Source organism: Agrobacterium sp. SOY23, assembly GCF_027212525.1.
Classification (GTDB): Bacteria; Pseudomonadota; Alphaproteobacteria; order Rhizobiales; family Rhizobiaceae; genus Agrobacterium; species Agrobacterium tumefaciens_I.
This window is the reverse complement of the sequence record NZ_JAPWDT010000004.1, coordinates 361,096-383,800: the sequence shown is the minus strand read 5'-3', so window position 1 is coordinate 383,800 and position 22,705 is coordinate 361,096. Positions and strand designations below refer to the sequence as shown.

Below are 22,705 nucleotides of genomic sequence, written 5' to 3'. Positions count from 1 at the left end.
CTGTTTGTCCTCAGCCGCGGCGGCTAAGGACCGGACCCTTGGCCGAGCCGAATTCGGCAAGCACGGTTTCACCGGCAATGGCCGTCTGGCCCACCGATACACGCGGCTCGAAACCAGCGGGAAGGAAGATATCGAGGCGCGAACCGAAACGGATAAGGCCGAAACGCTCACCGGCATCAACCGGTTCATTCGGCTTTACCCAGCAGACGATGCGCCGCGCAACCATGCCGGCGATCTGCACGACGCCGACCTTGCCATGCGAGGTCTCGATGACGAGGCCGTTGCGTTCATTGTCCTCGGAAGCCTTGTCGACTTCGGCATTGAGGAAGAGGCCGGGACGGTAGGCGACATTAACGATGCGGCCGCGCACCGGCGCACGGTTCACATGGCAGTTGAACACGTTCATGAACACCGAAATGCGCACCAGCGGTTCCTTGCCGAGTTCCAGTTCCAGCGGCGGAACGACGCTCTGCACGGCGGAAACCTTGCCGTCGGCCGGGCTGATGATGAGGTCGTCATCCTGCGGGGTGACGCGCTCGGGATCGCGGAAGAAATAGGCGCACCAGGCCGTCAGCACGAGACCGACCCAGAAGAGCGGTTCGGCGATCCAGCCGAGCACCAGCGATGCGACAAAGAAGGCCGCCACGAAGACATATCCTTCCTTGTGGATCGGCACGATGGTGTTGCGAATGGTGTCGAACAGATTCATGAGATTCCTTGCTCCGGTTTCCGTCTGTCGCTTTATATGTCGTGATACGACACGATCCATACGGCAATGCGACAAATTTTGCCTAGCTGGTTACAGCCAAACGACCCGCCCGGCAATGGCCCGACGGGTCTGCCACCCCCGTTCCCCGGGGTTTATGCCTGTCAATGCGCCGGTTCGCCGCGTTCCACGACACCCAGATCGTCGATTTCGCGCGCATGGCGCAGCATTTCTTCGGCCCGGATCGCTTCGCGCTGACGGCTCCACATCGAGGCATAGAGACCGTTCTGGGCCATCAGCGAGGCGTGTGTTCCGCGCTCGGCGATCAGCCCTTCCTTGAGCACGATGATTTCGTCCGCGTGGATGACCGTGGAAAGACGGTGGGCGATGACCAGCGTGGTGCGGTTTTTCGAGACGATGTCGAGCGCGCTCTGAATTTCCTGTTCCGTATGCGTATCGAGCGCCGAGGTCGCCTCGTCGAGAATCAGGATCGGCGGAGCCTTGAGGATCGTGCGGGCAATCGCCACACGCTGCTTTTCACCACCGGAAAGTTTCAAACCGCGTTCGCCGACCATGGTGGCGTAACCCTCCGGCAGCTTGCCGATGAAGGCGCTGATCTGCGCCGCATCCGCCGCTGCCCGCAGTTCTTCTTCGGTGGCAGAAGGGCGGCCGTAGCGGATATTGTAGGAGAGCGTGTCGTTGAACAGCACCGTATCCTGCGGCACCATGCCGATCACCGAGCGCAGGCTCTTTTGCGTCACGTTGCGAATATCCTGTCCGTCAACGGTGACGGCACCTTCCTGAATATCGTAGAAACGGTAAAGCAGCCGCGAGATCGTCGATTTTCCGGCACCCGAGGGACCGACGATCGCGACCGTCTTGCCCGCCGGAACGTCGAAGGAAACGCCCTTCAGGATCGGCCTTTCCGGATCATAAGCGAAATGCACGTCGCGGAAGGAGATGGCGCCGGGGCCTGCCGCAAGCGGTTTTGCATCCGGCCTGTCGGTGACCTCGGCCTCCACCTCGAGAAGATCGAACATCTGTTCGATATCGGTCAGGCCCTGACGGATTTCGCGATAAACGAAGCCGATGAAATTGAGCGGCACGGAAAGCTGCAGCAGCAGCGCATTGACGAACACGAAATCGCCGATGGTCTGTTCGCCGCGCTGCACGGCAAGTGCCGACATCACCATCATCACCGTCGAGCCGATGCCGAAAATCACGCCCTGGCCGAAGTTCAGCCAACCGAGCGAGGTCCAGATCGAGATAGCCGATTTTTCGTAACGCTCCATGGCGACGTCGAAACGCCGCGCCTCCATCTCCTCATTGCCGAAATATTTGACGGTCTCGAAATTCAGGAGCGAGTCGATCGCCTTGGTATTGGCGTCGGTATCGCTGTCATTCATGGCGCGGCGGATGCCGATACGCCAGTTGCTGGCCCTGACGGTGAACCAGATGTAGGCCCAGACGGTGACGACGGTGACCAGCACATAGGAAAAACCATAGGACGCCCAGAAAATGATGGCCGTCAGCAGGAACTCGATGAAGGTCGGTGCGGTGTTGAGAATGGTGAAACGGACAATGGTTTCGATGCCCTTGGTGCCGCGCTCGATGACCCGCGAAAGCCCGCCGGTCTTGCGCTCCAGATGGAAACGCAGGGAAAGCCGGTGCATGTGTACGAAGGTGCGATAGGCGAGCTGGCGCACCGCATGCTGGCCGACGCTGGCAAAGAGGGAATCACGCAGCTGGTTGAGCCCGACCTGGATCAGCCGCGTCAGATTATAGGCGATGACGAGTGCCACCGCGCCGAGCAGGAAGGCCGGAACCAGCCCTGCCATGTCGAGCTTGCCGTTCAGCGCGTCCGTTGCCCATTTGAAAAAATAGGGAACCGAGATCAGCACCAGCTTGGCGACGATGAGGAACACGGTGGCCCAGACCACCCGCATCTTCAGGTCCCACCGGCCCTCCGGCCACATATAGGGCCAGAGATTGATAAGGGTCTGGGTCGGATTGCTGGAATCCGCCGAAATGGTTTTTTTCTTCGTGGCCATCATTCTCTCCGGTCACTGCCGGAAGCCGACAGCAGGACGGCGGCTTTGGTCAAGCCGCCGCGCGTGTCACAGATAGGGTTGTTGCGGGTTCACCGCAACGTCTTCACATAATCAGGAGCCGCTCTTCAGCCGCTTGCGGTGGAGTTCCTCCGCATTTGGCAGCGCCTCTTTCGGCACGCCGAAAATCTGGCCGGGCTCGATCAGATCAGGGTTTTTGATCTGGTCCTCATTGGCGAGGTAGATCGTCGTATACCGAACGCCCTGTCCGTAAACGCGACGGGAAATCTGCCACAGCGTATCGCCGCGGCGGATGATGACGCTGTTCTGGCTTTCGGCCAGCGGTGCCTGCTCGAAGGTCTGCGGGCCGGCAGGGGCCTGCGGCGCGGGGGCAGGAGGAGCGACGATGTGCAGTTCGGCGAGGCGGCTCGCGAGCGACGCGATGCCCTTGCCGATGGCCGCCACATCATTCGGCCAGGCTTCGACCGTTGCGAGCAGCTGACGCGCCTTGGCGGTGATGTCGCCGGCAAAGGCCGTGAAGGCAGGTTCGGTGGCGGCGGCAGTGCGGAATTCCGAAAGCGACTTCAGGGCGATCACCACGGCGGAGCGGCCGGCAATGGCCTGATCGAGCGCCGGCGTCGCCTGATCCTTGTAGAGATTGGACAGGATGCCGAAGGCTTTGGCGACATCGGTGCGCAGTTTTTCAAACGCGGCGCGGTCGCTTGCCGTGCTCTGGTTTTCGGCCGGGGTCGTTGTCGTGGTGGCGGAAGATGAGGCCGATGGGGCCTGCATGGCAACGGTTGCCTGATCGGTCTGCGGCCGCTCGAAGGGAACGCGTACGCGCACCTTCGCCGTGCCGTCTGCATTCAGTTCCTCGACGGTGACGATATGGCTGCCGACGGCCAGATCGACATCGCCTTCGATGACAAAATGACCGGAAGCTTCCGTCGTGGTCTTGCCGATTTCCTTGTCATCGACCAGCCCGCGAACGGTCGAACCGGCGGGCGCGGAACCCGCAACGAAAATCTTCGAGCCCTCGAATTCGACGGCGGTGACCTGAACGCTCGACGTGAGCGGAGCGCCGGTCGCCGATGCGGCCGCAGTGCCGGAAGAGGTCGCGGGCGCGTTGTTGGCGGTGGTTTCAGATGTCGCAGGCTGTTGCGACGGCGCGGCCTGCTGCGGCTGAAGCGCCGGGGGGGCCGCCTCCGGCATGGCCAGCACGCGGCTTGCCTTGCCCGGCTTGGAAACCATGGCCAGGAGTTCGCCCTTCTTGCCGTCGGGCACGGAAACGGTTGCCACTTCTTCGGATTGTGTCGCCTTGCCGCTGGTATCGGTCGAGCGCAGCACCAGCTCATGATCGCCGGGCGGCAGGGGATTGTCGAAAACGGCGGCGAAATCGCCACTGCCGTCGATATTCGTCTGGGCGATCACCTTGCCGTTGCTCAGAATTTCAAGCTTCGCGCCGGGCTGCGCCTTGCCGGCGATCACGGCCGAACCATCGGGCTCGACGCGCAGCACGTCGAAGGTCGGCGCGGTGGGGGAGGAGACCTGCGCCGCATCGGCAGGCGCGGTGGCCGGTTTTGCGGCTTCGGGGGCGCCATCGTCGGTGCCGGCGAAGACGCCGGCCAGACGACGGACCTGTGCTGCCGCCGCAGCGGCGCTGTCAGGCAGGCCGCGCAGGAAGGCCGTGGTGCGTTCGGCGGCGGCGCGCGCCGTGGTGATGAGCCGCGACGTGGTTTCGTCCAGCGACTCCGGAATGTCGATATTGGTCAGTTCCTTCAGCGAAGCCTCGACCTTCTTGCGGGCGGTTGCGAAATCGGCGTCGGACGGAACCTTGTTATCGGCGAAAAGCGAGGCCATGTCCTTGATCGACTGGGTTGCGGAAGCCGCCAGACGCCCGACCTTGTCGGCAATGTTGGCTGTTTCCTCGGCCGCGTCGGAGAGGATGTCGCCCGCCTTGTCGCCGCCCATTTCAACGCTGTTCTTCACGGCGTTGCCCGCTTCATTGATGGCGTCGCCGATCGGTTTGCCGTCGTTGGAAATTCGCGGCAGGACGAAAAAGATCATGAGCAGGGACGCAATGCCCAGCACGATCAGCGCCAGCAAACCGGCCTTATTGTTTTTCATCCTGGAATCTCCGGGTATTTCAAGCTTTTCACACGAGTTGAGATTGCTAGCGTCTTACCTTGCGCCAGACAAGCGGCGAGTGGCCAAAAGGCCATATTTGCAAGGGATTTCCCAAATTTTCTTGACGTGCCGCATCGCACATAGTTCCTTCCCTCCATGACGGACAAAAATACAGCGATTCGATCCATCTGCGTTTATTGCGGCTCCCAGCCCGGACGTGATCCGGCACACATGGAAGCAGGCCGCGCGCTTGGGAAATCCATTGCCGAAAACGGCATTCGCCTCGTTTATGGCGGCGGCACCAAGGGCATCATGGGTGCGGTTGCCAGCGGCGTTCTTTCCAATGGCGGCGAAGTGACCGGCATCATACCGGAATTTCTGGTCGATATGGAGGCAACGCGCCATTCTCTCGGACAATTGAACGAGCTTGTCATCACCAAGGACATGCATGAGCGCAAACACATGATGTTCGAGCGCTCGGACGCCTTCGTGACCCTGCCCGGCGGCGTCGGTACGCTGGAGGAGATCGTCGAGATCATGACCTGGGCGCAGCTCGGCCGCCACGCCAAGCCGATGGTCTTTGCCAATATCAACGGCTTCTGGAACCCGATGCTGGAGCTGGTGCAGCACATGCGCGATCAGGGTTTCATCCATCGCGCCCATCTGTTGAACCCGCTCATCGTCGACGAGGTGAAAGACATCGTGCCCGCCATCATCGACCGGGCGCTGGCACAGCAGAACCCGGAAGGCGATCCTTCGGTGATCTCCCGCCTCTAAAGCGCTTCACGGCCCTGTTTTACGCCTGTCTCCTTCTCAAAACCGCTGCGCATTTTTGGCAGACAAGCGACAGGCGTAACGATTGTTAACGGCCGCCTGGCGGCTCGTTACAATTTTAAATGTATATTAATACAGATTTAACAGCGGCATCGCGCCGCCCGCTCTTTTCATGGCCCCGCGACTGATCCTGTGCCAGCCTCATCCGAGGCGTTGGCGTCGCGGAATTCCGTTCTGTCGCCATGAGAGTGGGTGTCATCAGAAATGATTGCTTTTGTGGTGCGGCTCAAGAGCCGGGCGCATTTCATTATTCAGAGAAATGCCGGGCGGGGCGGTGATGCGATCCTCGGTTCCGCCGCGCGTCGCCGGGTGGATTCAAGGATGAGGCTCGGTATCCTGATCGCCGCCTTTGCCGTGATCTATGTCATCGTCGGTGCACGTCTCGTCCAATATGGCCTTGCCGAACCGGTGGCGACGGCATGGATCAATACCGGGGCGACGGCGGTTGCCTCGAGGCCGGATATTGTCGACCGCAACGGCACATTGCTGGCCACCGATCTCAACATGGTCTCGCTTTATGCGGATCCGCGCCGCGTGGTCGATCCCGATGAGGTGGTGGAGAAGCTCGCAACCGTCATTCCCAATCTCGACTGGCGCGAAACGCATCGCCGCCTGCGCTCGGATACCGGCTTCCAGTGGCTGCGGCGCCAGCTGACGCCAAGGCAGCAGGCGGATATTCTCAATCTCGGCATACCCGGCATCGGTTTCAGGCCGGAAAAGCGGCGGTTTTATCCGGGTGGGCCGACCGCTTCGCATATTGTCGGCCACGTCAATGTCGATAATCAGGGGCTTGCCGGCATGGAGCGTTATCTCGACCAGCAGGGACTGGCCGATCTGCGCGCCGTCGGCCTTGCCAGCGGCGCGCCGCTGGAGCCGGTGAGGCTCTCGATCGACCTGCGGGTCCAGAACATCGTCCGCGAGGTCGTCGTGAAGGCGAAGAGCGCCTATCAGGCGGAAGCGGCCGGTTCGGTGATCCTCGATGTGGAGACCGGCGAGGTGCTGGCCATGGCCTCGGTTCCGGATTACGACCCCAACGAACCCTCCCGCACACTTGCCGATGGCAGCATCGACAAGGAGTATGAAAAGGGCTGGTTCAACCGCATGAGCAACGCCACCTTCGAAATGGGTTCCACCTTCAAGAGCTTCACGCTGGCCATGGGGCTGGATGCGGGGGCGATCACCCTCAATTCGGTGGTGGATGCATCGCGGCCGATCCGCATGGGCGGCTTCACCATCAAGGACTTCAAGGGAAAGAACCGCCCATTATCCATCCCGGAAGTGTTTCAATATTCATCGAATATCGGCACGGCGGCGGTGGCCGACAAGGTCGGTGTCGAAGGCCACCAGCAGTTCCTGACGAAACTCGGACTGCTGACGAAAATGGACACGGAAATGCCGGGTGTCGCCACGCCGACCCAGCCGAGGGTGTGGAAGAAGATCAATTCCGTCACCATCTCCTTCGGCCACGGCGTTGCCACCACGCCGCTGCAGACGGCGGTGGCGGCCGCAGCCCTCATCAATGGCGGCAACCTCATTTCGCCGACTTTCCTGCCGCGTTCGAAAGAGGCTGCGACCTCGCTTTCACGCAGCGTCATCAATCAGAAGACGAGCGCCGATATCCGTTATCTTTTCAACTGGAACGGCATCAAGGGCTCCGGCCGCGGCGCGCAGGTGGAGGGATTTCATGTGGGCGGCAAGACCGGAACCGCCGACAAGGTCATCAATGGCCGCTACGCGAAGAACATCAATTTCAACGCCTTTGTCGCCGGTTTTCCGATGCACAAACCGAAATATGTCGTGTTGACGATGATCGACGCGCCGAAGACAGGTGTGAATGGCGGGCGCACGGCAGCCTCCACCGCAGCGCCGATGACCCGAGAGATCATCGCCCAGACGGCGGGGTTGCTCGGCGTCAAACCGCGTTTCGGCTACGACGCGGTGCCGCAATTGCTGGTGGATTATTGAGCCTTGCCTTCCTCATTCCCGTGACGAGCACAGAAATGAGGGGAGGAGCCAAGATTACCGCTTGAGTCGCATCAGGCTGGAGCCGGTATAGATCGCCAGCGCCACCCAGATCATTGCAAAGGCTGCCATCCGCACCGTGTCGAAGGGTTCCCGGAAGATGAAGATGGCGATGAGGAAGATCATCGTCGGCGCGATATATTGCATGATCCCGATGGTCGACAGCCGCAGCAGTTTCGCGCCGTTGCCGTAAAGGATGAGCGGAACGGCGGTGACGAGGCCACTTGCCGCCAGAAGCCAGGTATCGGTGGAATTGCCACCCATGAAATGCGCCTGTCCACTGGCGGTAAGCCAGGCCATCACCAGCACGGCGGGAATGGACAACAGCATGACTTCCAGCAGGAAGCCCTGTGTCGCGCCGATCGGCAAAGTCTTGCGGAAGAAGGCGTAAAAACCCCAGGATACGGTGAGCGCGATGGAGACCCAGGGCAGGCTGCCCGCATGCCAGGTGAGGATCGCCACGGCCAGCGCCACGAGGCTGATGGCGGCGATCTGCGCCGGGTAGAGTTTTTCCTTCAGAAGCACCGCGCCGAGGAAGATGCTGAAGAGCGGGTTGATGAAATAGCCGAGTGCGGCATCAAGCGCGCGGCCGGCACCGATCGACCAGATATAGACGCCCCAGTTGATGCTGATGAGCGCGGCGGTCAGGCTCGCCATGGCCAGCATTTTCGGGTTTTTCAGCGCCGCGCGGATTTCCGCCGTGCGTCCGAGCACGACAAGCACCACGGCCGCGACCGGCACCGACCAGATGACGCGATGCACGATGACCTCGATCGGCGAAATATGCGCGACCGCCTTCATGTACAGGGGAAGGAAACCCCACAGCAGATATGCGGAGAGCGCGAAAGCAAAACCGCGCGCGCTATCGCCGCCCTCTTGGGCCGGGAGCGTTTTGTCGAGTGCCATGGGGAGTACCGCCAATTGTTCGGATGGCCGTTTATAGCGGATCGGTCTGGCGGGAGCCAATTCATTTCCGTGAAGGGTTCATGAGAAAAACTGCATGAATAAAAGGCGCTTGCCTGCGAAGCGGGCTGCAATTGCGAGTGAGGGTAATATTCACGCGAGGCTTGCCCCGCGTGAATCATCGTCTCATCCGGATGTTGCAAGGGCTTGAAAGCGCTGGTTATTTTCCCGCAAAATGATCGTTCGCGCGGATCAGCTGGTCGAGAATGCCGGGCTCGCTCATGGCGTGCCCCGCTGCCTCGACAATATGGAAATCCGCCTTCGGCCAGGCCTTGGCAAGCTGCCAGGCATATTTCAGCGGGCAGGGCATGTCGTAACGCCCATGCACGATGACGCCGGGAATATCTCTCAGCTTGCCGGCATCGCGCAGCAATTGCCCTTCTTCCAGCCAGCCGCCATTCACGAAGAAGTGGTTCTCGATGCGCGCGAAGGCGATGGCATATTTATCCTCGCCGAAATCCTCGACACGGTCGGGATCGGTGACGAGCGAGATGGTCGCGCCTTCCCATTGGCTCCATGCCCTGGCGCAATCCAGCTTTTTCGCCTCGTCGGCGCCGGTGAGATAGCGGTTATAGGCCTGCATCATCTCGCCGCGTTCTTCTTCCGGGATGGGCGCGATGAATTTTTCCCAGCGGTCGGGGTACATTTCCGAAACGCCGAACTGGTAATACCAGTCCAGCTCCGGTCTCGTAACGGTGTAGATGCCGCGCAGGACGAGTTCGCTGACGCGGTCGGGGTGGGTCTCGGCATAGGCGAGCGCCAGCGTAGACCCCCAGGAACCGCCGAAAACCAGCCATTTCTCGAAGCCGCAGAGTTCGCGCAGCCTTTCGATATCGGCGACGAGGTGCCAGGTGGTGTTGGCCTCCAGCGCCGCATGTGGCGTGGAACGGCCGCAGCCGCGCTGGTCGAACAGGATGACGTCGTAAAGTGCCGGATCGAAAACGCGGCGATGGGTGGGGTTCACCCCGCCGCCCGGACCGCCATGCAGGAAAACCGCCGGTTTTGCGCCACGCGTGCCCACCCGCTCCCAATAGATCGTGTGCCCGTCACCGACATCGAGCATGCCGGTCTCGAAGGGTTCGATCTCGGGGTAAAAGCCGCGCAATTCTTCAGTCATGTCTTATGTTCCTTCGGGTGGCCATGTGGCCGTGTCGTGATCCGGGTGCTGCCGGTTGTTCACCGGTAGAGGTCTGTCATCGGTTGCAGGTTCCGGCTCGACCGGCAAGCCATCGAGTTCGCCGAACCAGTGCATTTTACCGGTAAGATTGGATTGCGCTTCGGGTTTTACCCGCTCCGGCTCGTCCAGCGAACCGAGGGTGATGTTGATGAAATCGGCCTCCGGCAGGTCGTAGAAAAGCGGCGTGCCGCAACGACCGCAGAAACCACGGCGCACGAGGTCGGAGGACTGGAACCACGACACCTCACCTCGGGTCAATTCAAATTGCGCCCGGCTGCTTGCTGCAAGCGGCATGAAATAATTGCCCGCCGCCTTCTGGCACATACGGCAATGGCACAGATGCGGATAACGCAGGCCGCCATCGATCCGGTAACGCACCGCCCCGCATTGGCAATCGCCGCTGAAGGCCTGGACATCACTCATCCGCGTCATCCCCCGGCGGCCATATGGCCGTATCGTGATCCGGGTGCTGATAGGAGGTGATTTCCGCCTCGTCGACGCTCTGTTCGATTGCCGGTTTGGAGAATAGCTGTTCGATCCACGGCATGCGCTTGTGGATATTGACCTGCACCTGCGGCTCGATCTCATCCGGGTGATCGAAGGCGCCGATGGCGATCTCCACGCCGCCGGGATAATGATAGGTCAGCGGCGTGCCACATTTGCTGCAGAAACCGCGATGGATTTTTGCCGAGGAGCGGAAGAGGGCGGGCTGGCCGCGTGTCCAGGTCAGATGCGCCTGATCGGCGGTGACCAGCGCGCCGAAGAAATTGCCGAAGTGCTTCTGGCACATGCGGCAATGGCAGATGGAGGCCCGGCCGAGCTTGCCCGCATGGAACCGCACGGCACCGCACTGGCAGCCGCCGGAAAAACCGCTTTCGCTCATTGTCTGTTCTCCGGCGGCCATTGTTCGGTGTCATGGTCGGGGTGCTGATAGGAGACGAGGCCGGCAAGATAATCCACCTGTGTCAGATCCTCTTCGGTGGGAACGGCGGGCAGCGTGTGAAGGGTGTCGACGAAATCGATCTTGCGCTCCACGCCCCACTGGATTGTCGGCGGCAGCGCGGCGGGATCGTCAAACGCGCCGGCCGCGATCGCCATGCCATCCGGCGCCTCATAGGTCAGCGGCGTGCCGCATTCGGGGCAGAAGCCACGTTTGACGACACTGGAGGATTGAAACCGCTTCGGCTCGCCGCGCGTCCATTCGAATTCCACCTCGCGCACCGAAACCAGCGGCGCATAATAGGCCCCGAAGGCCTTCTGGCACATGCGGCAATGGCAGATGGAACTGTCTTTCAGGTCTCCGGTCGCGCGAAACCGGATCGCGCCGCACTGACACCCGCCCGTATAAATGCTCATATTTGCTCCTCCTTTACCGTTTTCAGGATGTGGAGACAGACATTGTCGATGTCCTTGAGGATATCGTCGTTCCAGAAACGGAGGACTGTCCAGCTGTCTTTCTGAAGCCGAGCAGTTCTTTCACGATCGTATTGTAATGCTGCCTCAGACGTATGCTGAGAGCCATCGACCTCGACAACGAGGCGGTGATCCGAGCACGCGAAATCAACGATAAAACCGGCAATCGGCATTTGTCTGCGGAAACTTAAGCCGTCGAGGCGATGCGCACGAATAGCATTCCAAAGCTTCAGCTCGGCATCTGTCATCGCTTTCCGCATCTGCTTCGCATATTTGCGATGCATCGGGTCTACGTCTGCATGCGGCATGATCGGCGCTCGTCATTTAGCTACTTTACGCCAGATTGGTTGAGCTATCTCAAAACCGCAAGCAGATTGTGGTGAAGGCTACCCCCCTTTGCCCTGCCGGGCATCTCCCCCACAAGGAGGGAGATCGGCAAGATGCAAACTCCCAGCCCCATCCGCAGCGTTAGAGATAGGCGAGCGATAGCCGCGATTAATCTCCCCACCTGTGGGGGAGATGCCCGGCAGGGCAGAGGGGGGTGAGCCGCGAGCCGCAGCCTTAACCGCTCCCTACCGCTTCAACTCCCAGGTCGTCGTCCGCTCGCCGGTCTCCTTGTCCTTGCCATCCTTCAGCTGAATGCCCTTCTCGGAAAGCTCGTCCCGCAACCGGTCCGCCTCCGCGAAATTCTTCGCCTTCAGCATTTCAAGGCGCAACTGCACCAGCGCATCCACGGCAGAAACGATCGCTTCGTCCATTTCCGTCTTTTGCGGCAAAACGCCGAGCAGGGCGGCGCTGGCCGCAAAGGCGGGCAGTTTGGATGGATCGGTATTGGCGGCATGCGCGAGCGCATGCAGCGCCTGCACGGCGGCAACTGTGTTCAGGTCGTCGGCAAGCGCTTCGAGCACGGTTTCATCCGGCGCGGCATCGGAGACTTCGGCTGCCGGCCATTTGGCGAGCAGGCGTTCGGCTTCTTCCAGACGCTTTACCGAAAAATCGATCGGCTCGCGATAATGCGTCATCAGCATGGCAAGGCGCAGGACCTCGCCCGGCCATTGCCGACCGCCGAATTTCTCCGTGTGCAGCAATTCGTAGATCGTCACGAAGTTGCCCTCGGACTTCGACATCTTGCGGCCTTCCACCTGCACGAAGCCGTTGTGCATCCACACATTGGCCATAACATGCGTGCCGTGGGCGCAACGGGATTGCGCGATTTCGTTCTCGTGATGCGGGAAGATGAGGTCGAGCCCGCCGCCGTGAATGTCGAAGACTTCGCCAAGATAGCGGCTGGCCATGGCCGAGCATTCGATGTGCCAGCCCGGACGACCAAGACCCCACGGGCTTTCCCAGCCGGGTTCGTTCTCGGAGGAGAGCTTCCACAGAACGAAATCGCCGGGGTTCTTCTTGTGGGCCTCCACCGCGACACGCGCGCCGGCCTGCTGTTCGTCCAGCGGACGTTTGGAAAGCTGTCCGTAGTCGGCCATGGACCGGGTATCGAACAGTACCTCGCCACCCGCCGTATAGGCGTGGCCACGCTCGATGAGCCTCTCGATGAGAAAGATCATCTCGGCGATATAATCGGTGGCGCGCGGTTCGACGGTCGGCTCAAGGCAGCCGAGTGCGGCCACATCTTCATGGAACTGGTCGGCGGTCTTTTTCGTCACCGCGTGGATGGCGTCGTTCAGCGGCAGGTGCGGATAATCGCGCAGTGCCCGCGCGTTGATCTTGTCGTCGAGATCGGTGATGTTGCGGGCATAGGTCACGTGGTTTTCGCCATAAACGTGACGCAGCAGCCGGAAAAGAACATCAAAAACGATGACCGGGCGCGCATTGCCGATATGGGCAAAATCATAGACCGTCGGGCCGCAGACATACATGCGCACATTATCAGCGTCGATCGGCGTAAATTCCGCTTTTTCGCGGGTCAGCGTATTGTGAAGTTTCAGGCGCAAGGACATGCGGATATTCCCTAAAGGCAGTCAATTGTCCTGACCGGACCGTTTGTCTGTTGGACCTTGCGGGAGACGAAAACGATCTGGCCGGTGGCGAACCAGCAAAAATTATTTCAGCAGCAGGTGCAGATCGTCGTTTTCATGACTTGCGTTATGGCGCGGGGCAGGCCGTTGGTCAAGAGCCTGCCCGGCCGTGTCAGGCGGGCCTGCGGCCTATGCCGTTTCTTGCCACGGTCACCAGAAAGATCAGCATGGAAATGACGGTGAGGATCGATCCAATAGCCACGAGAACCCGTGCGCCGCTGGTCAGGACGATGACGATGCCTGGCACGAGACAGAGAACGCCGGCAAGGGCAATGGCGAGATGCGCCTTCGAAAGCACCGTGCCGTCGGCCTCCGGCGTCACGGTGTAATAAAGGCCGAACAGGCCAAGTGTCGTCCAGCCGACGAGATTGAGATGCGCATGGGCCATGGACAGCGAATGGTCTTCGGAAACTGACATCTGGATACCCCAGATCATTCCGGCCGTGGCGCACAGCACGGCCGCTGCGAAGAAATAGAAAGCAACATTTTTCATCCGGATATTCCCCCTCGAAAAGAGAACCGCAAAGAATGGCGGGTCAGCAGCATCGTGTGAACAAAGCTTCGGAATGCGGAAGTACGATCAGGAATAATACGCTTATTAGCTGAAATATCTGCCTAAAATAAATTTGCCTTATACGGAAATCGGGAAGGTCTATTCGCCACAGGCAAAAAACGATCCGACCCTTCGTAGCAGAGTTGTACGAAGTTTTTTCATCATGGCTATCAGGTGAGCGAAGAGGTCTCTTCGATCAGGCAGGAAAGGCAGGATTGCGGCTTTGCCGCCGACGATCCTGCCCATGTCCGGCAGTGATCACTCCGGCTGGCGGTAGTCCACGAAGCGCTTTTCCCGCACGACGAAGAGCTTGCCGGTTTCGGTCAGATCGGGAGAAGCCAGCGGAAGGATGGCCGCGGCGACCTCGGAAGGATGCGGCACGGTGGCCGGGTCTTCGCCGGGCATGGCCTGGGCACGCATCGCCGTGCGTGTCGCACCCGGATTGATGCTGTTGACACGAAGCGGGCTCTTCTGCGTTTCCGCAGCCCAGGTGCGGGCAAGCGCCTCCACGGCCGCCTTGGAGGTGGAGTAGACGCCCCAGAAGGGACGACAGCTATGGGCGGCCCCCGAAGACAGGATGAGTGCGCGACCGGCATCCGATTTCAACAGCAGCGGTTCGACCGAGCGGATCAGCCGCCAGGTGGCGGTGACGTTGATGTTCATGACCCTCTCGAAGACCTTCGCCTCGATATGGCCAACCGGCGAGATCACGCCGAGAACACCGGCATTGGCGACCAGAATATCGAGCTTGCCCCAGCGCTCGTAGATATTGGCGCCCAGCGCATCGATGGCTTTCATGTCGGAGAGATCAAAGGGGACCAGAGTGGCGGTGCCGCCGACGGCCTTGATGGCGTCGTCCAGCTCCTCAAGGCCGCCCACCGTGCGGGCGCAGGCGATGACATGCGCGCCGGCCTTGGCGAGTTCCAGCGCCGTGAAATAGCCGATGCCGCGCGACGCGCCGGTGACGAGAGCGATACGGCCCTTGAGATCGATAGTCATGGTCTCCCCCGAAATGATTGCGCTTCCTTCTACGAAGCGCTAGCGGCCTTTCGCAAGCGATCATATCGTCGCATGCGATGGCCTGAACAAAAGGCAAGAAAAAAGCGGCCACCGGAAGCCGGATGGCCGCTTTGTGTGAGGCGTATCAGCCGTTGCTGGCCAGCATGGAAATCTTGCTGCCCATCGCCTCGCCATTCTGGTCGAGAAGGCGGGTCGGATAATCGCCGGTGAAATAATGGTCCGTGAATTGCGGACGCGCCGGGTTGCGGTTTTCACCGCCGACGGCGCGGTAAAGCCCGTCGATGGACAGGAAAGCCAGCGAATCGGCACCGATGAATTTCGCCATCGCCTCGACATCGGCATATTGGTTGGCGAGCAGCTTGTCGGCGTCGGGCGTGTCGATGCCGTAGAAATCCGGGTGGAAGATCATCGGGCTGGCGACGCGGATATGCACTTCCTTGGCGCCCGCCTCGCGGATCATCTGCACGATCTTGACCGAGGTCGTGCCGCGCACGATGGAATCATCCACCAGCACGACGCGCTTGCCTTCGATCATCGCCCGGTTGGCGGAGTGCTTGAGCTTGACGCCGAATGCGCGGATCTGCTGGGTCGGCTCGATGAAGGTGCGGCCGACATAGTGGTTGCGGATGATGCCGTATTCGAAGGGAATGCCGCTTTCCTGCGCAAAACCGAGCGCTGCCGGCGTGCCGCCATCGGGAACCGGGACAACCACATCGGCTTCCAGTGGTGCTTCCTTGGCGAGGTTCATGCCCATGTTCTTGCGCGTCGTATAGACGTTGCGGCCGCCGACGACGGAATCGGGACGGGCGAAATAGACATATTCGAACAGGCAGAGACGTTCCGGCTGCGGCTTGGAAGGCTTGCGCGCATCGATGGTGATCGAGCCATCAGGCTGGATTTCGCAGATGATGACTTCGCCATTTTCCACGTCGCGGACGAATTTCGCGCCGATGATATCGAGAGCACAGGTTTCCGAGCAGAAGATCGGCTTGCCGTCCAGCTCACCCATGACCAGCGGGCGGATGCCGATCGGGTCACGCGCGGCAATCAGCTTGGTGCGTGTCATCGCCAGCATCGAATAACCGCCTTCCATCTGGCGGATGGCATCGATGAAACGATCAGCGGTGGAGGAGTGGCGCGAGCGGGCGATGAGGTGAAGAACGACTTCGGTATCCGAGGTCGACTGACAGATGGCGCCGGTGGCGATGATCTGGCGGCGCAGCGTCAGGCCGTTGGTGAAGTTGCCGTTATGGGCAATGGAAATGCCGCCTTCTTCCAGTTCGGCAAACAGCGGCTGCACGTTGCGCATCGCCACTTCGCCGGTGGTGGAATAACGGGTGTGGCCAATCGCGATGGAGCCGGGCAGGCGGGCGAGCGTTGCGGGATCAGTATAATGATCGCCGACGAGGCCCATATGGCGTTCCTGATGGAAGCGCTTGCCATCGAAAGAAACGATGCCGGCTGCTTCCTGGCCGCGATGCTGAAGCGCATGGAGACCAAGAGCGGTCAGCGCCGAGGCGTCGGCATGGCCGAGAATGCCGAAAACGCCGCATTCTTCATGCAGCGTATCGCCGTCGATCTCTTCTTTGAACGTGGCCCCAGGGAACGGGGAATGCGAAAGCGGCTCAATCATCCGGCTTGCCCTTGCTCTCTACCGAGAAAAAAAGAAAGACCTCTCCGGTGAGTATGTCTCCCGGTCGGCCCATCTGTGTCGTGCTTGATATTTAGCACAAATAGCGCGCCTTGCATGCATTGCAAGGCGCGACACTGTGTCAATTATTCGTTGCCGGCGGATTTGCTGCCGGCACATCTTCCGCGGGCGCCTGCGTGGCGCCGGGTTCCTGTTGTTTTCCGAGGATGCGGGCGCGGATCTGCGGTTCGATATCGTCAGGCAGAACGGCCTCCAGCTTGCCCACCAGCCCGTCGAGGAAAGGCTTGGCCTTGGCCTGCGTGACCCATTCCGGCTGCGTCTTCACATCCACCAGCCAGTTCCAGAAGGCGACCGCGACGACGAGCAGCAGGATGCCGCGCGCCGCGCCGAACAGGAAACCGAGCGTGCGATCCAAAGCGCCGATGCGGCTGTCGATGATGAAATCGGCAATGCGCGAGGTGATGAAGGAAATCACGATCAGCGAGACGAGGAAAACCACGCCCGCCGAACCGGCAATGGCGATCTTGTCGTCATCGGTATAGTTGCGCGCATAGGGCAGCAGGACCGGATAGAGATAATAGGCGGCGGCGACCGAACCGGCCCAGCTCGCAATCGACAGAATTTCGCGGGAGAAGCCGCGGACCATCGCGAGAATGGCGGAGAAAAGAACAACGGCGATGACGATGCCGTCGAAAATTGTAATGGGCATATACCAACTCCGGAGGTGCGACGCCTTGTCAGACGCTGCCTTGCCAATTTTGCGATCCTCTTACACCACTGTTTCCCTTGGCGAAAGGATCAATATTCGTCGTCCTCAACCTGTTTGAACCGGTTGCCGGAGCCGGCGATGCGGGCCACGAGGTCCGGAAGGCTTTCGATTTCCGTCCAGCGCCCCTTGCCGCCTTTCGGCAATTCAGCCGAAGCAGAAGGCAGAAGTGCGGCGGAAAAGCCGAGTTTTTCAGCTTCTTTCAATCGCTGGCCCGTATGTGAGACCGGCCTTACTGCGCCCGACAGGCTGATTTCGCCGAAATAGACGCAATCGGCGGGCAGGGCAAGGCCGGCAAGCGAGGAAACCAATGCAGACGCAATCGCCATATCGGCGGCCGGTTCCGATATGCGGTATCCGCCGGCGATGTTGAGGTAAACATCGTGCTGGCCGAGTTTCACGCCGCAATGGGCCTCAAGTACGGCAAGAATCATGGCGAGCCGCGAACTGTCCCAGCCAACCACGGCACGGCGCGGCGTACCGAGCGAGGTGGCGGCGACCAGCGCCTGCACTTCGACAAGAATGGGGCGCGTGCCTTCCATGCCGGCGAAGACGGCGGCGCCCGGCGATTTTTCGTTGCGCTCGCCGAGGAAAAGTTCGGATGGGTTGGAAACCTCACGCAATCCCCGGTCCGACATCTCGAACACACCGATCTCGTCCGTCGGTCCGAAGCGGTTCTTCACGGTGCGCAGGATACGGTAATGATGGCCGCGATCACCTTCGAAATAAAGCACGGCGTCGACCATGTGTTCCACCACGCGCGGACCGGCGATCTGGCCTTCCTTGGTCACGTGGCCAACCAGCACCATGGTGGCGCCCGTCTGCTTGGCGAAACGGATCATCGCCTGCACGCCGGTGCGCACCTGCGTCACCGTGCCGGGAGCGGAATCGGCCGTGTCGCTCCACAATGTCTGGATGGAATCGATTATGACGAGATCGGGCCGCTTGCCCTCGGAGATCGTCGCCAGAATATCCTCGACATTGGTTTCCGCGGCCAAAAGCACGTCGGTTTCCGCCGCACCCAGGCGCTGGGCGCGCAGGCGCACCTGCGCCACCGCCTCTTCACCAGAGACATAGATGATGCGGTGCCCGCGCCGCGAAAGGGCGGCCGCCGCCTGCATGAGAAGGGTCGATTTGCCGATGCCGGGATCGCCGCCGATCAGGACGGCTGAACCGCGAACGAAACCGCCGCCGGTCGCCCGGTCGAGTTCACTGATGCCGGTCGGGATGCGCGGCGCTTCCTCGATTTCGCCGGACAGCGAGGTGAGCGTGACGGGTCGGCCCTTCTTGGGTGTCTTGCCCGGCCCGGAACCGATGCCGCCCATAGGATCTTCCTCGACGATGGTATTCCACTCGCCGCAGCCTTCGCATTTTCCCGCCCAGCGGGTGTGAACCGTGCCGCAGTTCTGGCACACGAATTGGGTCTTGGCTTTGGCCATGTTATGTCAGTTTTCTTCTTGTTTGAAATCTTCGGCGGAAATGTCCTGATGGCCGTGCAGCACGCGCATCACGGTTAGTTCGCCATTGTTGACACGAAAGAAAATCACACGATCTCGATACGCAATGCTGCGAAGCCCCGTGCCGTATCCGTGTCTTGAGACGCCGGTCAAACCAAGTGCCGCCATCGATTCGATTTTGTTATAGATATCGAGAACAAGGCGATCCGCAGCAACGGGATTTTCGGTTTCAATGTAAGCATGATCTTCGGCAAGATCGCGCCTTGCCCGCGTGGTCCAGATAGGAGTCCGGATTTTAATGATCGGTCCCCGTTTTCTGCTGGGCGGAAACGCGTTTGATATCGCTCAGAAAATCGTCTTGTGAGGCATAGCGGTGAACCCGGCCAGCCTCCGCGTCGTCAATGCCCTCCTGTATCAGCAATCTAAGCGCGGCCCTCTTGCCTTCGTCACTGCTCAGCAATTGCAGGCTCGCATGAATTACGGCATCCGCATCGCTATAGATGCCTGCCGCCACCTGCTCCTCGATGAATTTCTCGTCCTGCTCGCTCAAATGGATTTCGGGCATTTCGATCTCCTTTTGTTCTCTTTTAGCACAGGTCGCGTCGGCTTTCCAAGAGCTAAAGGCGGCCCTCAGTCGTCCGCCATCAGATATTGCCGCTCGTAACGCAGACCAAGCCCCGTCAGCATCTCGTAGCCGATGGTGCCGGCCGCGCGTGCAGTCTCGTCGACCGGAACGTTGGGGCCAAAAAGCTCGATATAGTCGCCGCTGCGGATGGCATTTGCCGGCACGTCCGTCACGTCGAAAATGGTGAGGTCCATGGTCACGCGGCCGGCGACGGGGACTTTATGGCCGTTGACCACGCCATAGGCGCCGCCATGGCCCATTTCGCGCAGTGGAATGCCGGAGCCGGAGAGCGAACGTTGGTACCCATCCGCATAACCGATCGATGCGATGGCGAGCCGGCTTGCGCGCTTGAGCAGGAAGGTGCCGCCATAACTGACGGTCTGGCCTTCGCCGGCCTCGCGAATCTGGATGATCCGCGCCTCGGCCGTGGCCACAGGCCGCATCGGATTGGCCACGCCATTCACCGCTTCACCGCCATAAAGCGCGATGCCGGGGCGGGTGAGGTCGAAATGATAGTCAGGGCCTAGAAATATCCCGGCGGAAGCCGAGAGGCTTGATTCGATACCTTCGAAAGCGGCGCTAGCCTTCCGGAATGATTCGAGCTGCACCCTGTTCATCGGCGAGGAGGGCGTGTCGGCGCAGGCGAGGTGCGACAGCACCAGAACCGGATCGAAACTCGCCGGCCGCGTCACGTCGTCGGCCAGAAACAGGGCGTCATCGAGCGGCAGCCCAAGGCGATTGAAGCCCGTATCCACATGCAGCGCGCAGGGGTGATCGCCCCGCTCGGCGACTGTCGCCATCCAGAAGGAAAGCTGCTCCTCGGAGGCCAGAACCGGCACGAGATCATTGTCGAAGACCTGCCGTTCCTGGCCTTGCCAGATGCCGGAAAGCACGAAGATGCGCGCTTCCGGGGCATAGGACCGCAGCGTCGCGCCCTCGGCCACCGTCGCCACGAAGAAGTCCCGCGCTCCGGCATGGTAAAGCGTCGCGCCGCAATCTTCGATACCGAGACCATAGGCATCGGCCTTGACGACAGCCGCCGTCCGCGCGCCTGCCGAGCGCTTCTTCATGTCCCGCCAATTATCGGCGAGAGCGCCGAGATCGACGGTCAGCCTCAGCGGGGCGGTTTCGAATGCTTCGGTTTCGTTTTCGGAAAATGTGTCTTCGAAGTCGTCTGTCATGCCATGCGTCCGGTTGATCTTGAACCGGTTCGGACCCTAGCACTTTTGTTCAAGACGGTAAGGACGGAATGCTCTAAACTTCGCTCATGCACAATGTTTCGCAGGAACAGGCCCTTGATTTCATGCCCGTTGCCACGACGGAAACCACGCGTTTCTGGCGTGACCGGCGCTTTGGCGGCATGGAATGCCTGAGCGCGACTTTTCTCACCCATGAATATTCACCGCATGCGCATGACACGTTTTCCATAGGCGCCATCGAAAGCGGCTCGCAGATCTCCACCATTCAGGGCACGACCGAACAGACCGGGCCGGGGCATCTTTACCTCATCAACCCGGATGAGATTCACGATGGCGCGCCGGGCGGCGGCGGTTATCGCTACCGGATGATCTATCCCGATACGGAACTGCTGCGGGAGATTATCGAGGATGTGACGGGCAGGGCGTTTCACGGCACGCCGTCCTTTCCGAAGTTCCTGCCGCGCGATCCGCAGATGGCGACGGCCTTCCAGATGGCACATCGGCGGCTGGAGGCGAAAACCGGCGCACTCGAAGCGGATGAGGGCATGTTCTCGGTTCTGGCGGTGCTGTTCGGCAGGCATGGCAGTGCCATCATCCTGCCGGTCGAAACCCGCGAGAAAACGGCGGTCCATACCGCGCGGGATTATCTCACCGACAATTACGAGAGCGATATCGGACTGGAGGAGCTGGCCTCCATCGCCGGTCTCAGCCGGGCGCATCTCATCCGCGCCTTTCGCAAGGAATTTCACATCACCCCGCATGCCTATCTGACGGATGTGCGCATCCGCAGGGCGCGGCGTCTGCTGCGCGCCGGCGAGATGCCGGCCGAGGTGGCGGCGCTCTGCGGTTTTGCCGATCAGGCGCATTTCACGCGGCACTTCAAGGCACGCACGGGCGTTACGCCGGGACAGTTTCGGACGGGGTGACGTTCCGCACATCTTTCCCTGCGCAACATCACTTTCGTTCAAGACCGCGGCGGGGCGTGGGCGTAATCCCTTTCGTCTGAAAGGGAGAATGCGATGTCCATATCGGGAAAACGCCCGGAATTTATCGCGGGGCTGAGGGCCGCCGCGCCATTGCTGATCGCCATGGTGCCGATCGGCGTGGTGTTCGGTGCAGTCGCCATCGGCAAGGGCCTGTCGCCGCTGGAAGCCTCGCTGATGTCGCTGCTGGTCTTTGCCGGCGGCTCGCAATTCGTCGCCATGGATATCTGGACCCATCCGGCCAGCTGGAGTGCGCTCGGTTTCGCGGCTCTGTTGGTCAATCTGCGCCATGTGCTGATGAGCGCCTCCATCGCCGGCAAGATGGATGATTTCAGGGGTTGGCGGAAATATGCGGCCATGCTGGTGCTGACGGATGAATCCTGGGCGCTGTCGGAATTCCGGGTCATCGCCGGCAGGTTGACGGCGGCCTTCTTCACGGGTGCTGCGCTCTCCATCTATCTCGTCTGGAACCTCGCAACCCTTGCCGGTGCGCTGCTTGGCTCGGTGGTGGGAGACATGTCAGTTATCGGTCTCGATTTCGCCTTTCCCGCCGTCTTCATCGTGCTTCTCATGGGCTTCTGGAAGGGCAGGGAAACCGGCTTCGTGCTTCTGGCCAGCGCATCTGCCGCCTATCTAACGCATGCGGTGGTTCCGGGTGCCTGGTATATCGCCGCCGGCGCACTGGCGGGGCTTGCCGTCGCCGCCTTCGGCCGTGAGGAACAGGCGGAGCAGCCGGCATGACGCTCGACCCGAACACGCTGCTGACGATCCTTGCCATGATGGCGGCAACCATCGCCACACGCCTTGGCGGCCTGCTGATGGTCAATCATTTCGCCCTGACGCCGCGTCTAAAAAAGGCGCTCGGCGTGGTGCCGCCCGCCGTTCTTATGGCCGTGGTCACACCGACGGCGCTCGCCAGCGGACTGGCGGAAACCATCGCCTGTGCAATAACCGCCGTCGCCGCGCTCCGTCTCAGCCTGCTGCCGGCCGCCGCGCTCGGCGTTGTGTCCGTGGCACTGCTGCGCGGAATCGGATTGTAAGAAAAGTCTGCCAAGGCCCTGAAAAGACTCTGGCCTTGTGTTCGGAATGCGGGACTGGCGGCGAGGGTGAAAGATGTTTCACCCT

23 protein-coding genes are annotated in these 22,705 nt (G+C 60.8%); 5 read left to right on the top strand and 18 right to left on the bottom strand.

Translation table 11 applies throughout. The features are described 5' to 3' along the window. Positions 1-10 precede the first annotated feature (10 nt). From O3S81_RS14125 to O3S81_RS14115, 3 genes are all read right to left on the bottom strand, one after another. The gene (locus O3S81_RS14125; RefSeq protein ID WP_269344101.1) at positions 11-769 is read right to left on the bottom strand and encodes a phosphatidylserine decarboxylase; all 759 of its coding nucleotides are present in this window, start codon (positions 767-769) and stop codon (positions 11-13) included. A 101-nt stretch (positions 770-870) separates the two neighbouring features. Beyond that, positions 871-2,757, bottom strand: a complete 1,887-nt coding sequence (locus O3S81_RS14120; protein ID WP_269344100.1) for an ABCB family ABC transporter ATP-binding protein/permease — start codon at positions 2,755-2,757, stop codon at positions 871-873. A gap of 111 nt (positions 2,758-2,868) precedes the next feature. Further along, positions 2,869-4,881: a LysM peptidoglycan-binding domain-containing protein gene (locus tag O3S81_RS14115; protein ID WP_269344099.1), complete on the bottom strand. Its 2,013-nt coding sequence runs from the start codon at positions 4,879-4,881 to the stop codon at positions 2,869-2,871. Positions 4,882-5,037: 156 nt separating this feature from the next. Here O3S81_RS14115 and O3S81_RS14110 point away from each other — a divergent pair, with 156 nt between their 5' ends. Further along, a complete protein-coding gene (locus O3S81_RS14110; RefSeq protein WP_080817300.1) occupies positions 5,038-5,658 on the top strand; it encodes a TIGR00730 family Rossman fold protein in 621 nt (206 codons plus the stop codon). Positions 5,659-5,919: 261 nt separating this feature from the next. Continuing rightward, positions 5,920-7,680, top strand: coding sequence for a peptidoglycan D,D-transpeptidase FtsI family protein (locus O3S81_RS14105; RefSeq protein WP_269344098.1), 1,761 nt, complete (start codon positions 5,920-5,922; stop codon positions 7,678-7,680). Positions 7,681-7,734: 54 nt separating this feature from the next. Here O3S81_RS14105 and rarD read toward each other — a convergent pair whose 3' ends face one another. The 15 genes from rarD to alr all read right to left on the bottom strand — a co-directional run bounded on the left by rarD (position 7,735) and on the right by alr (position 20,579). Then, positions 7,735-8,643: an EamA family transporter RarD gene (gene rarD, locus O3S81_RS14100; protein ID WP_269344097.1), complete on the bottom strand. Its 909-nt coding sequence runs from the start codon at positions 8,641-8,643 to the stop codon at positions 7,735-7,737. Positions 8,644-8,860: 217 nt separating this feature from the next. Continuing rightward, positions 8,861-9,817, bottom strand: a complete 957-nt coding sequence (gene pip, locus O3S81_RS14095; RefSeq protein WP_269344096.1) for a prolyl aminopeptidase — start codon at positions 9,815-9,817, stop codon at positions 8,861-8,863. Positions 9,818-9,820: 3 nt separating this feature from the next. Further along, positions 9,821-10,300, bottom strand: a complete 480-nt coding sequence (locus tag O3S81_RS14090) for a GFA family protein (protein WP_269344095.1) — start codon at positions 10,298-10,300, stop codon at positions 9,821-9,823. Next, positions 10,293-10,760, bottom strand: coding sequence for a GFA family protein (locus tag O3S81_RS14085; RefSeq protein WP_269344094.1), 468 nt, complete (start codon positions 10,758-10,760; stop codon positions 10,293-10,295). The genes O3S81_RS14090 and O3S81_RS14085 overlap by 8 nt, the downstream gene beginning before the upstream one ends. Next, positions 10,757-11,233, bottom strand: a complete 477-nt coding sequence (locus O3S81_RS14080; RefSeq protein ID WP_269344093.1) for a GFA family protein — start codon at positions 11,231-11,233, stop codon at positions 10,757-10,759. The genes O3S81_RS14085 and O3S81_RS14080 overlap by 4 nt, the downstream gene beginning before the upstream one ends. After that, entirely contained in the window at positions 11,230-11,598 is a 369-nt protein-coding gene (locus O3S81_RS14075; protein WP_269344092.1) for an endonuclease domain-containing protein, read from the bottom strand. Before O3S81_RS14075 ends, O3S81_RS14080 begins: the two co-directional genes overlap by 4 nt. A 264-nt stretch (positions 11,599-11,862) precedes the next feature. Further along, positions 11,863-13,248 (bottom strand): cysteine--tRNA ligase, encoded by a 1,386-nt coding sequence (gene cysS, locus O3S81_RS14070; RefSeq protein WP_269344091.1) that lies wholly within the window; start codon positions 13,246-13,248, stop codon positions 11,863-11,865. 190 nt (positions 13,249-13,438) lie between these two features. Beyond that, a complete protein-coding gene (locus O3S81_RS14065; protein WP_269344090.1) occupies positions 13,439-13,819 on the bottom strand; it encodes a hypothetical protein in 381 nt (126 codons plus the stop codon). 318 nt (positions 13,820-14,137) lie between these two features. After that, positions 14,138-14,878: an SDR family NAD(P)-dependent oxidoreductase gene (locus O3S81_RS14060; protein WP_269344089.1), complete on the bottom strand. Its 741-nt coding sequence runs from the start codon at positions 14,876-14,878 to the stop codon at positions 14,138-14,140. A gap of 145 nt (positions 14,879-15,023) precedes the next feature. Continuing rightward, the gene (gene purF, locus O3S81_RS14055; protein WP_020009510.1) at positions 15,024-16,532 is read right to left on the bottom strand and encodes an amidophosphoribosyltransferase; all 1,509 of its coding nucleotides are present in this window, start codon (positions 16,530-16,532) and stop codon (positions 15,024-15,026) included. A gap of 139 nt (positions 16,533-16,671) precedes the next feature. Then, the gene (locus O3S81_RS14050; RefSeq protein ID WP_269344088.1) at positions 16,672-17,259 is read right to left on the bottom strand and encodes a CvpA family protein; all 588 of its coding nucleotides are present in this window, start codon (positions 17,257-17,259) and stop codon (positions 16,672-16,674) included. An 89-nt stretch (positions 17,260-17,348) separates the two neighbouring features. Continuing rightward, positions 17,349-18,755 (bottom strand): DNA repair protein RadA, encoded by a 1,407-nt coding sequence (gene radA / locus O3S81_RS14045; protein WP_269344087.1) that lies wholly within the window; start codon positions 18,753-18,755, stop codon positions 17,349-17,351. Positions 18,756-18,761: 6 nt separating this feature from the next. Continuing rightward, positions 18,762-19,055 (bottom strand): type II toxin-antitoxin system RelE/ParE family toxin, encoded by a 294-nt coding sequence (locus O3S81_RS14040; RefSeq protein WP_269344443.1) that lies wholly within the window; start codon positions 19,053-19,055, stop codon positions 18,762-18,764. 13 nt (positions 19,056-19,068) lie between these two features. After that, positions 19,069-19,338 carry a type II toxin-antitoxin system ParD family antitoxin gene (locus O3S81_RS14035; protein ID WP_269344086.1) on the bottom strand — a complete coding sequence of 90 codons (270 nt, stop codon included), beginning with the start codon at positions 19,336-19,338 and terminating at the stop codon, positions 19,069-19,071. 65 nt (positions 19,339-19,403) lie between these two features. Beyond that, positions 19,404-20,579, bottom strand: a complete 1,176-nt coding sequence (gene alr, locus O3S81_RS14030; RefSeq protein WP_269344083.1) for an alanine racemase — start codon at positions 20,577-20,579, stop codon at positions 19,404-19,406. A gap of 86 nt (positions 20,580-20,665) precedes the next feature. Between alr and O3S81_RS14025 the strand changes: the two genes are divergently transcribed. From O3S81_RS14025 to O3S81_RS14015, 3 genes are all read left to right on the top strand, one after another. Further along, positions 20,666-21,523 (top strand): AraC family transcriptional regulator, encoded by an 858-nt coding sequence (locus O3S81_RS14025; RefSeq protein WP_269344081.1) that lies wholly within the window; start codon positions 20,666-20,668, stop codon positions 21,521-21,523. Between the two features lie 93 nt (positions 21,524-21,616). Next, on the top strand, positions 21,617-22,321 hold the full coding sequence (locus tag O3S81_RS14020) for an AzlC family ABC transporter permease (RefSeq protein ID WP_269344079.1): 705 nt from the start codon (positions 21,617-21,619) through the stop codon (positions 22,319-22,321). Continuing rightward, complete coding sequence (locus tag O3S81_RS14015; RefSeq protein ID WP_269344078.1) at positions 22,318-22,620, top strand: AzlD family protein; 303 nt, start codon at positions 22,318-22,320, stop codon at positions 22,618-22,620. The genes O3S81_RS14020 and O3S81_RS14015 overlap by 4 nt, the downstream gene beginning before the upstream one ends. The last annotated feature ends 85 nt before the right edge of the window (positions 22,621-22,705 follow it).

Excerpts from the sequence above, each read along its gene's own strand:
- O3S81_RS14125 (WP_269344101.1), bottom strand. The coding sequence starts at position 769 with ATGGATCGTGTCGTATCACGACATATAAAGCGACAGACGGAAACCGGA.
- O3S81_RS14120 (WP_269344100.1), bottom strand. The coding sequence starts at position 2,757 with ATGGCCACGAAGAAAAAAACCATTTCGGCGGATTCCAGCAATCCGACC.
- O3S81_RS14115 (WP_269344099.1), bottom strand. The coding sequence starts at position 4,881 with ATGAAAAACAATAAGGCCGGTTTGCTGGCGCTGATCGTGCTGGGCATT.
- O3S81_RS14110 (WP_080817300.1), top strand. The coding sequence starts at position 5,038 with ATGACGGACAAAAATACAGCGATTCGATCCATCTGCGTTTATTGCGGC.
- O3S81_RS14105 (WP_269344098.1), top strand. The coding sequence starts at position 5,920 with ATGATTGCTTTTGTGGTGCGGCTCAAGAGCCGGGCGCATTTCATTATT.
- rarD (WP_269344097.1), bottom strand. The coding sequence starts at position 8,643 with ATGGCACTCGACAAAACGCTCCCGGCCCAAGAGGGCGGCGATAGCGCG.
- pip (WP_269344096.1), bottom strand. The coding sequence starts at position 9,817 with ATGACTGAAGAATTGCGCGGCTTTTACCCCGAGATCGAACCCTTCGAG.
- O3S81_RS14090 (WP_269344095.1), bottom strand. The coding sequence starts at position 10,300 with ATGAGTGATGTCCAGGCCTTCAGCGGCGATTGCCAATGCGGGGCGGTG.
- O3S81_RS14085 (WP_269344094.1), bottom strand. The coding sequence starts at position 10,760 with ATGAGCGAAAGCGGTTTTTCCGGCGGCTGCCAGTGCGGTGCCGTGCGG.
- O3S81_RS14080 (WP_269344093.1), bottom strand. The coding sequence starts at position 11,233 with ATGAGCATTTATACGGGCGGGTGTCAGTGCGGCGCGATCCGGTTTCGC.
- O3S81_RS14075 (WP_269344092.1), bottom strand. The coding sequence starts at position 11,598 with ATGCCGCATGCAGACGTAGACCCGATGCATCGCAAATATGCGAAGCAG.
- cysS (WP_269344091.1), bottom strand. The coding sequence starts at position 13,248 with ATGTCCTTGCGCCTGAAACTTCACAATACGCTGACCCGCGAAAAAGCG.
- O3S81_RS14065 (WP_269344090.1), bottom strand. The coding sequence starts at position 13,819 with ATGAAAAATGTTGCTTTCTATTTCTTCGCAGCGGCCGTGCTGTGCGCC.
- O3S81_RS14060 (WP_269344089.1), bottom strand. The coding sequence starts at position 14,878 with ATGACTATCGATCTCAAGGGCCGTATCGCTCTCGTCACCGGCGCGTCG.
- purF (WP_020009510.1), bottom strand. The coding sequence starts at position 16,532 with ATGATTGAGCCGCTTTCGCATTCCCCGTTCCCTGGGGCCACGTTCAAA.
- O3S81_RS14050 (WP_269344088.1), bottom strand. The coding sequence starts at position 17,259 with ATGCCCATTACAATTTTCGACGGCATCGTCATCGCCGTTGTTCTTTTC.
- radA (WP_269344087.1), bottom strand. The coding sequence starts at position 18,755 with ATGGCCAAAGCCAAGACCCAATTCGTGTGCCAGAACTGCGGCACGGTT.
- O3S81_RS14035 (WP_269344086.1), bottom strand. The coding sequence starts at position 19,338 with ATGCCCGAAATCCATTTGAGCGAGCAGGACGAGAAATTCATCGAGGAG.
- alr (WP_269344083.1), bottom strand. The coding sequence starts at position 20,579 with ATGACAGACGACTTCGAAGACACATTTTCCGAAAACGAAACCGAAGCA.
- O3S81_RS14025 (WP_269344081.1), top strand. The coding sequence starts at position 20,666 with ATGCACAATGTTTCGCAGGAACAGGCCCTTGATTTCATGCCCGTTGCC.
- O3S81_RS14020 (WP_269344079.1), top strand. The coding sequence starts at position 21,617 with ATGTCCATATCGGGAAAACGCCCGGAATTTATCGCGGGGCTGAGGGCC.
- O3S81_RS14015 (WP_269344078.1), top strand. The coding sequence starts at position 22,318 with ATGACGCTCGACCCGAACACGCTGCTGACGATCCTTGCCATGATGGCG.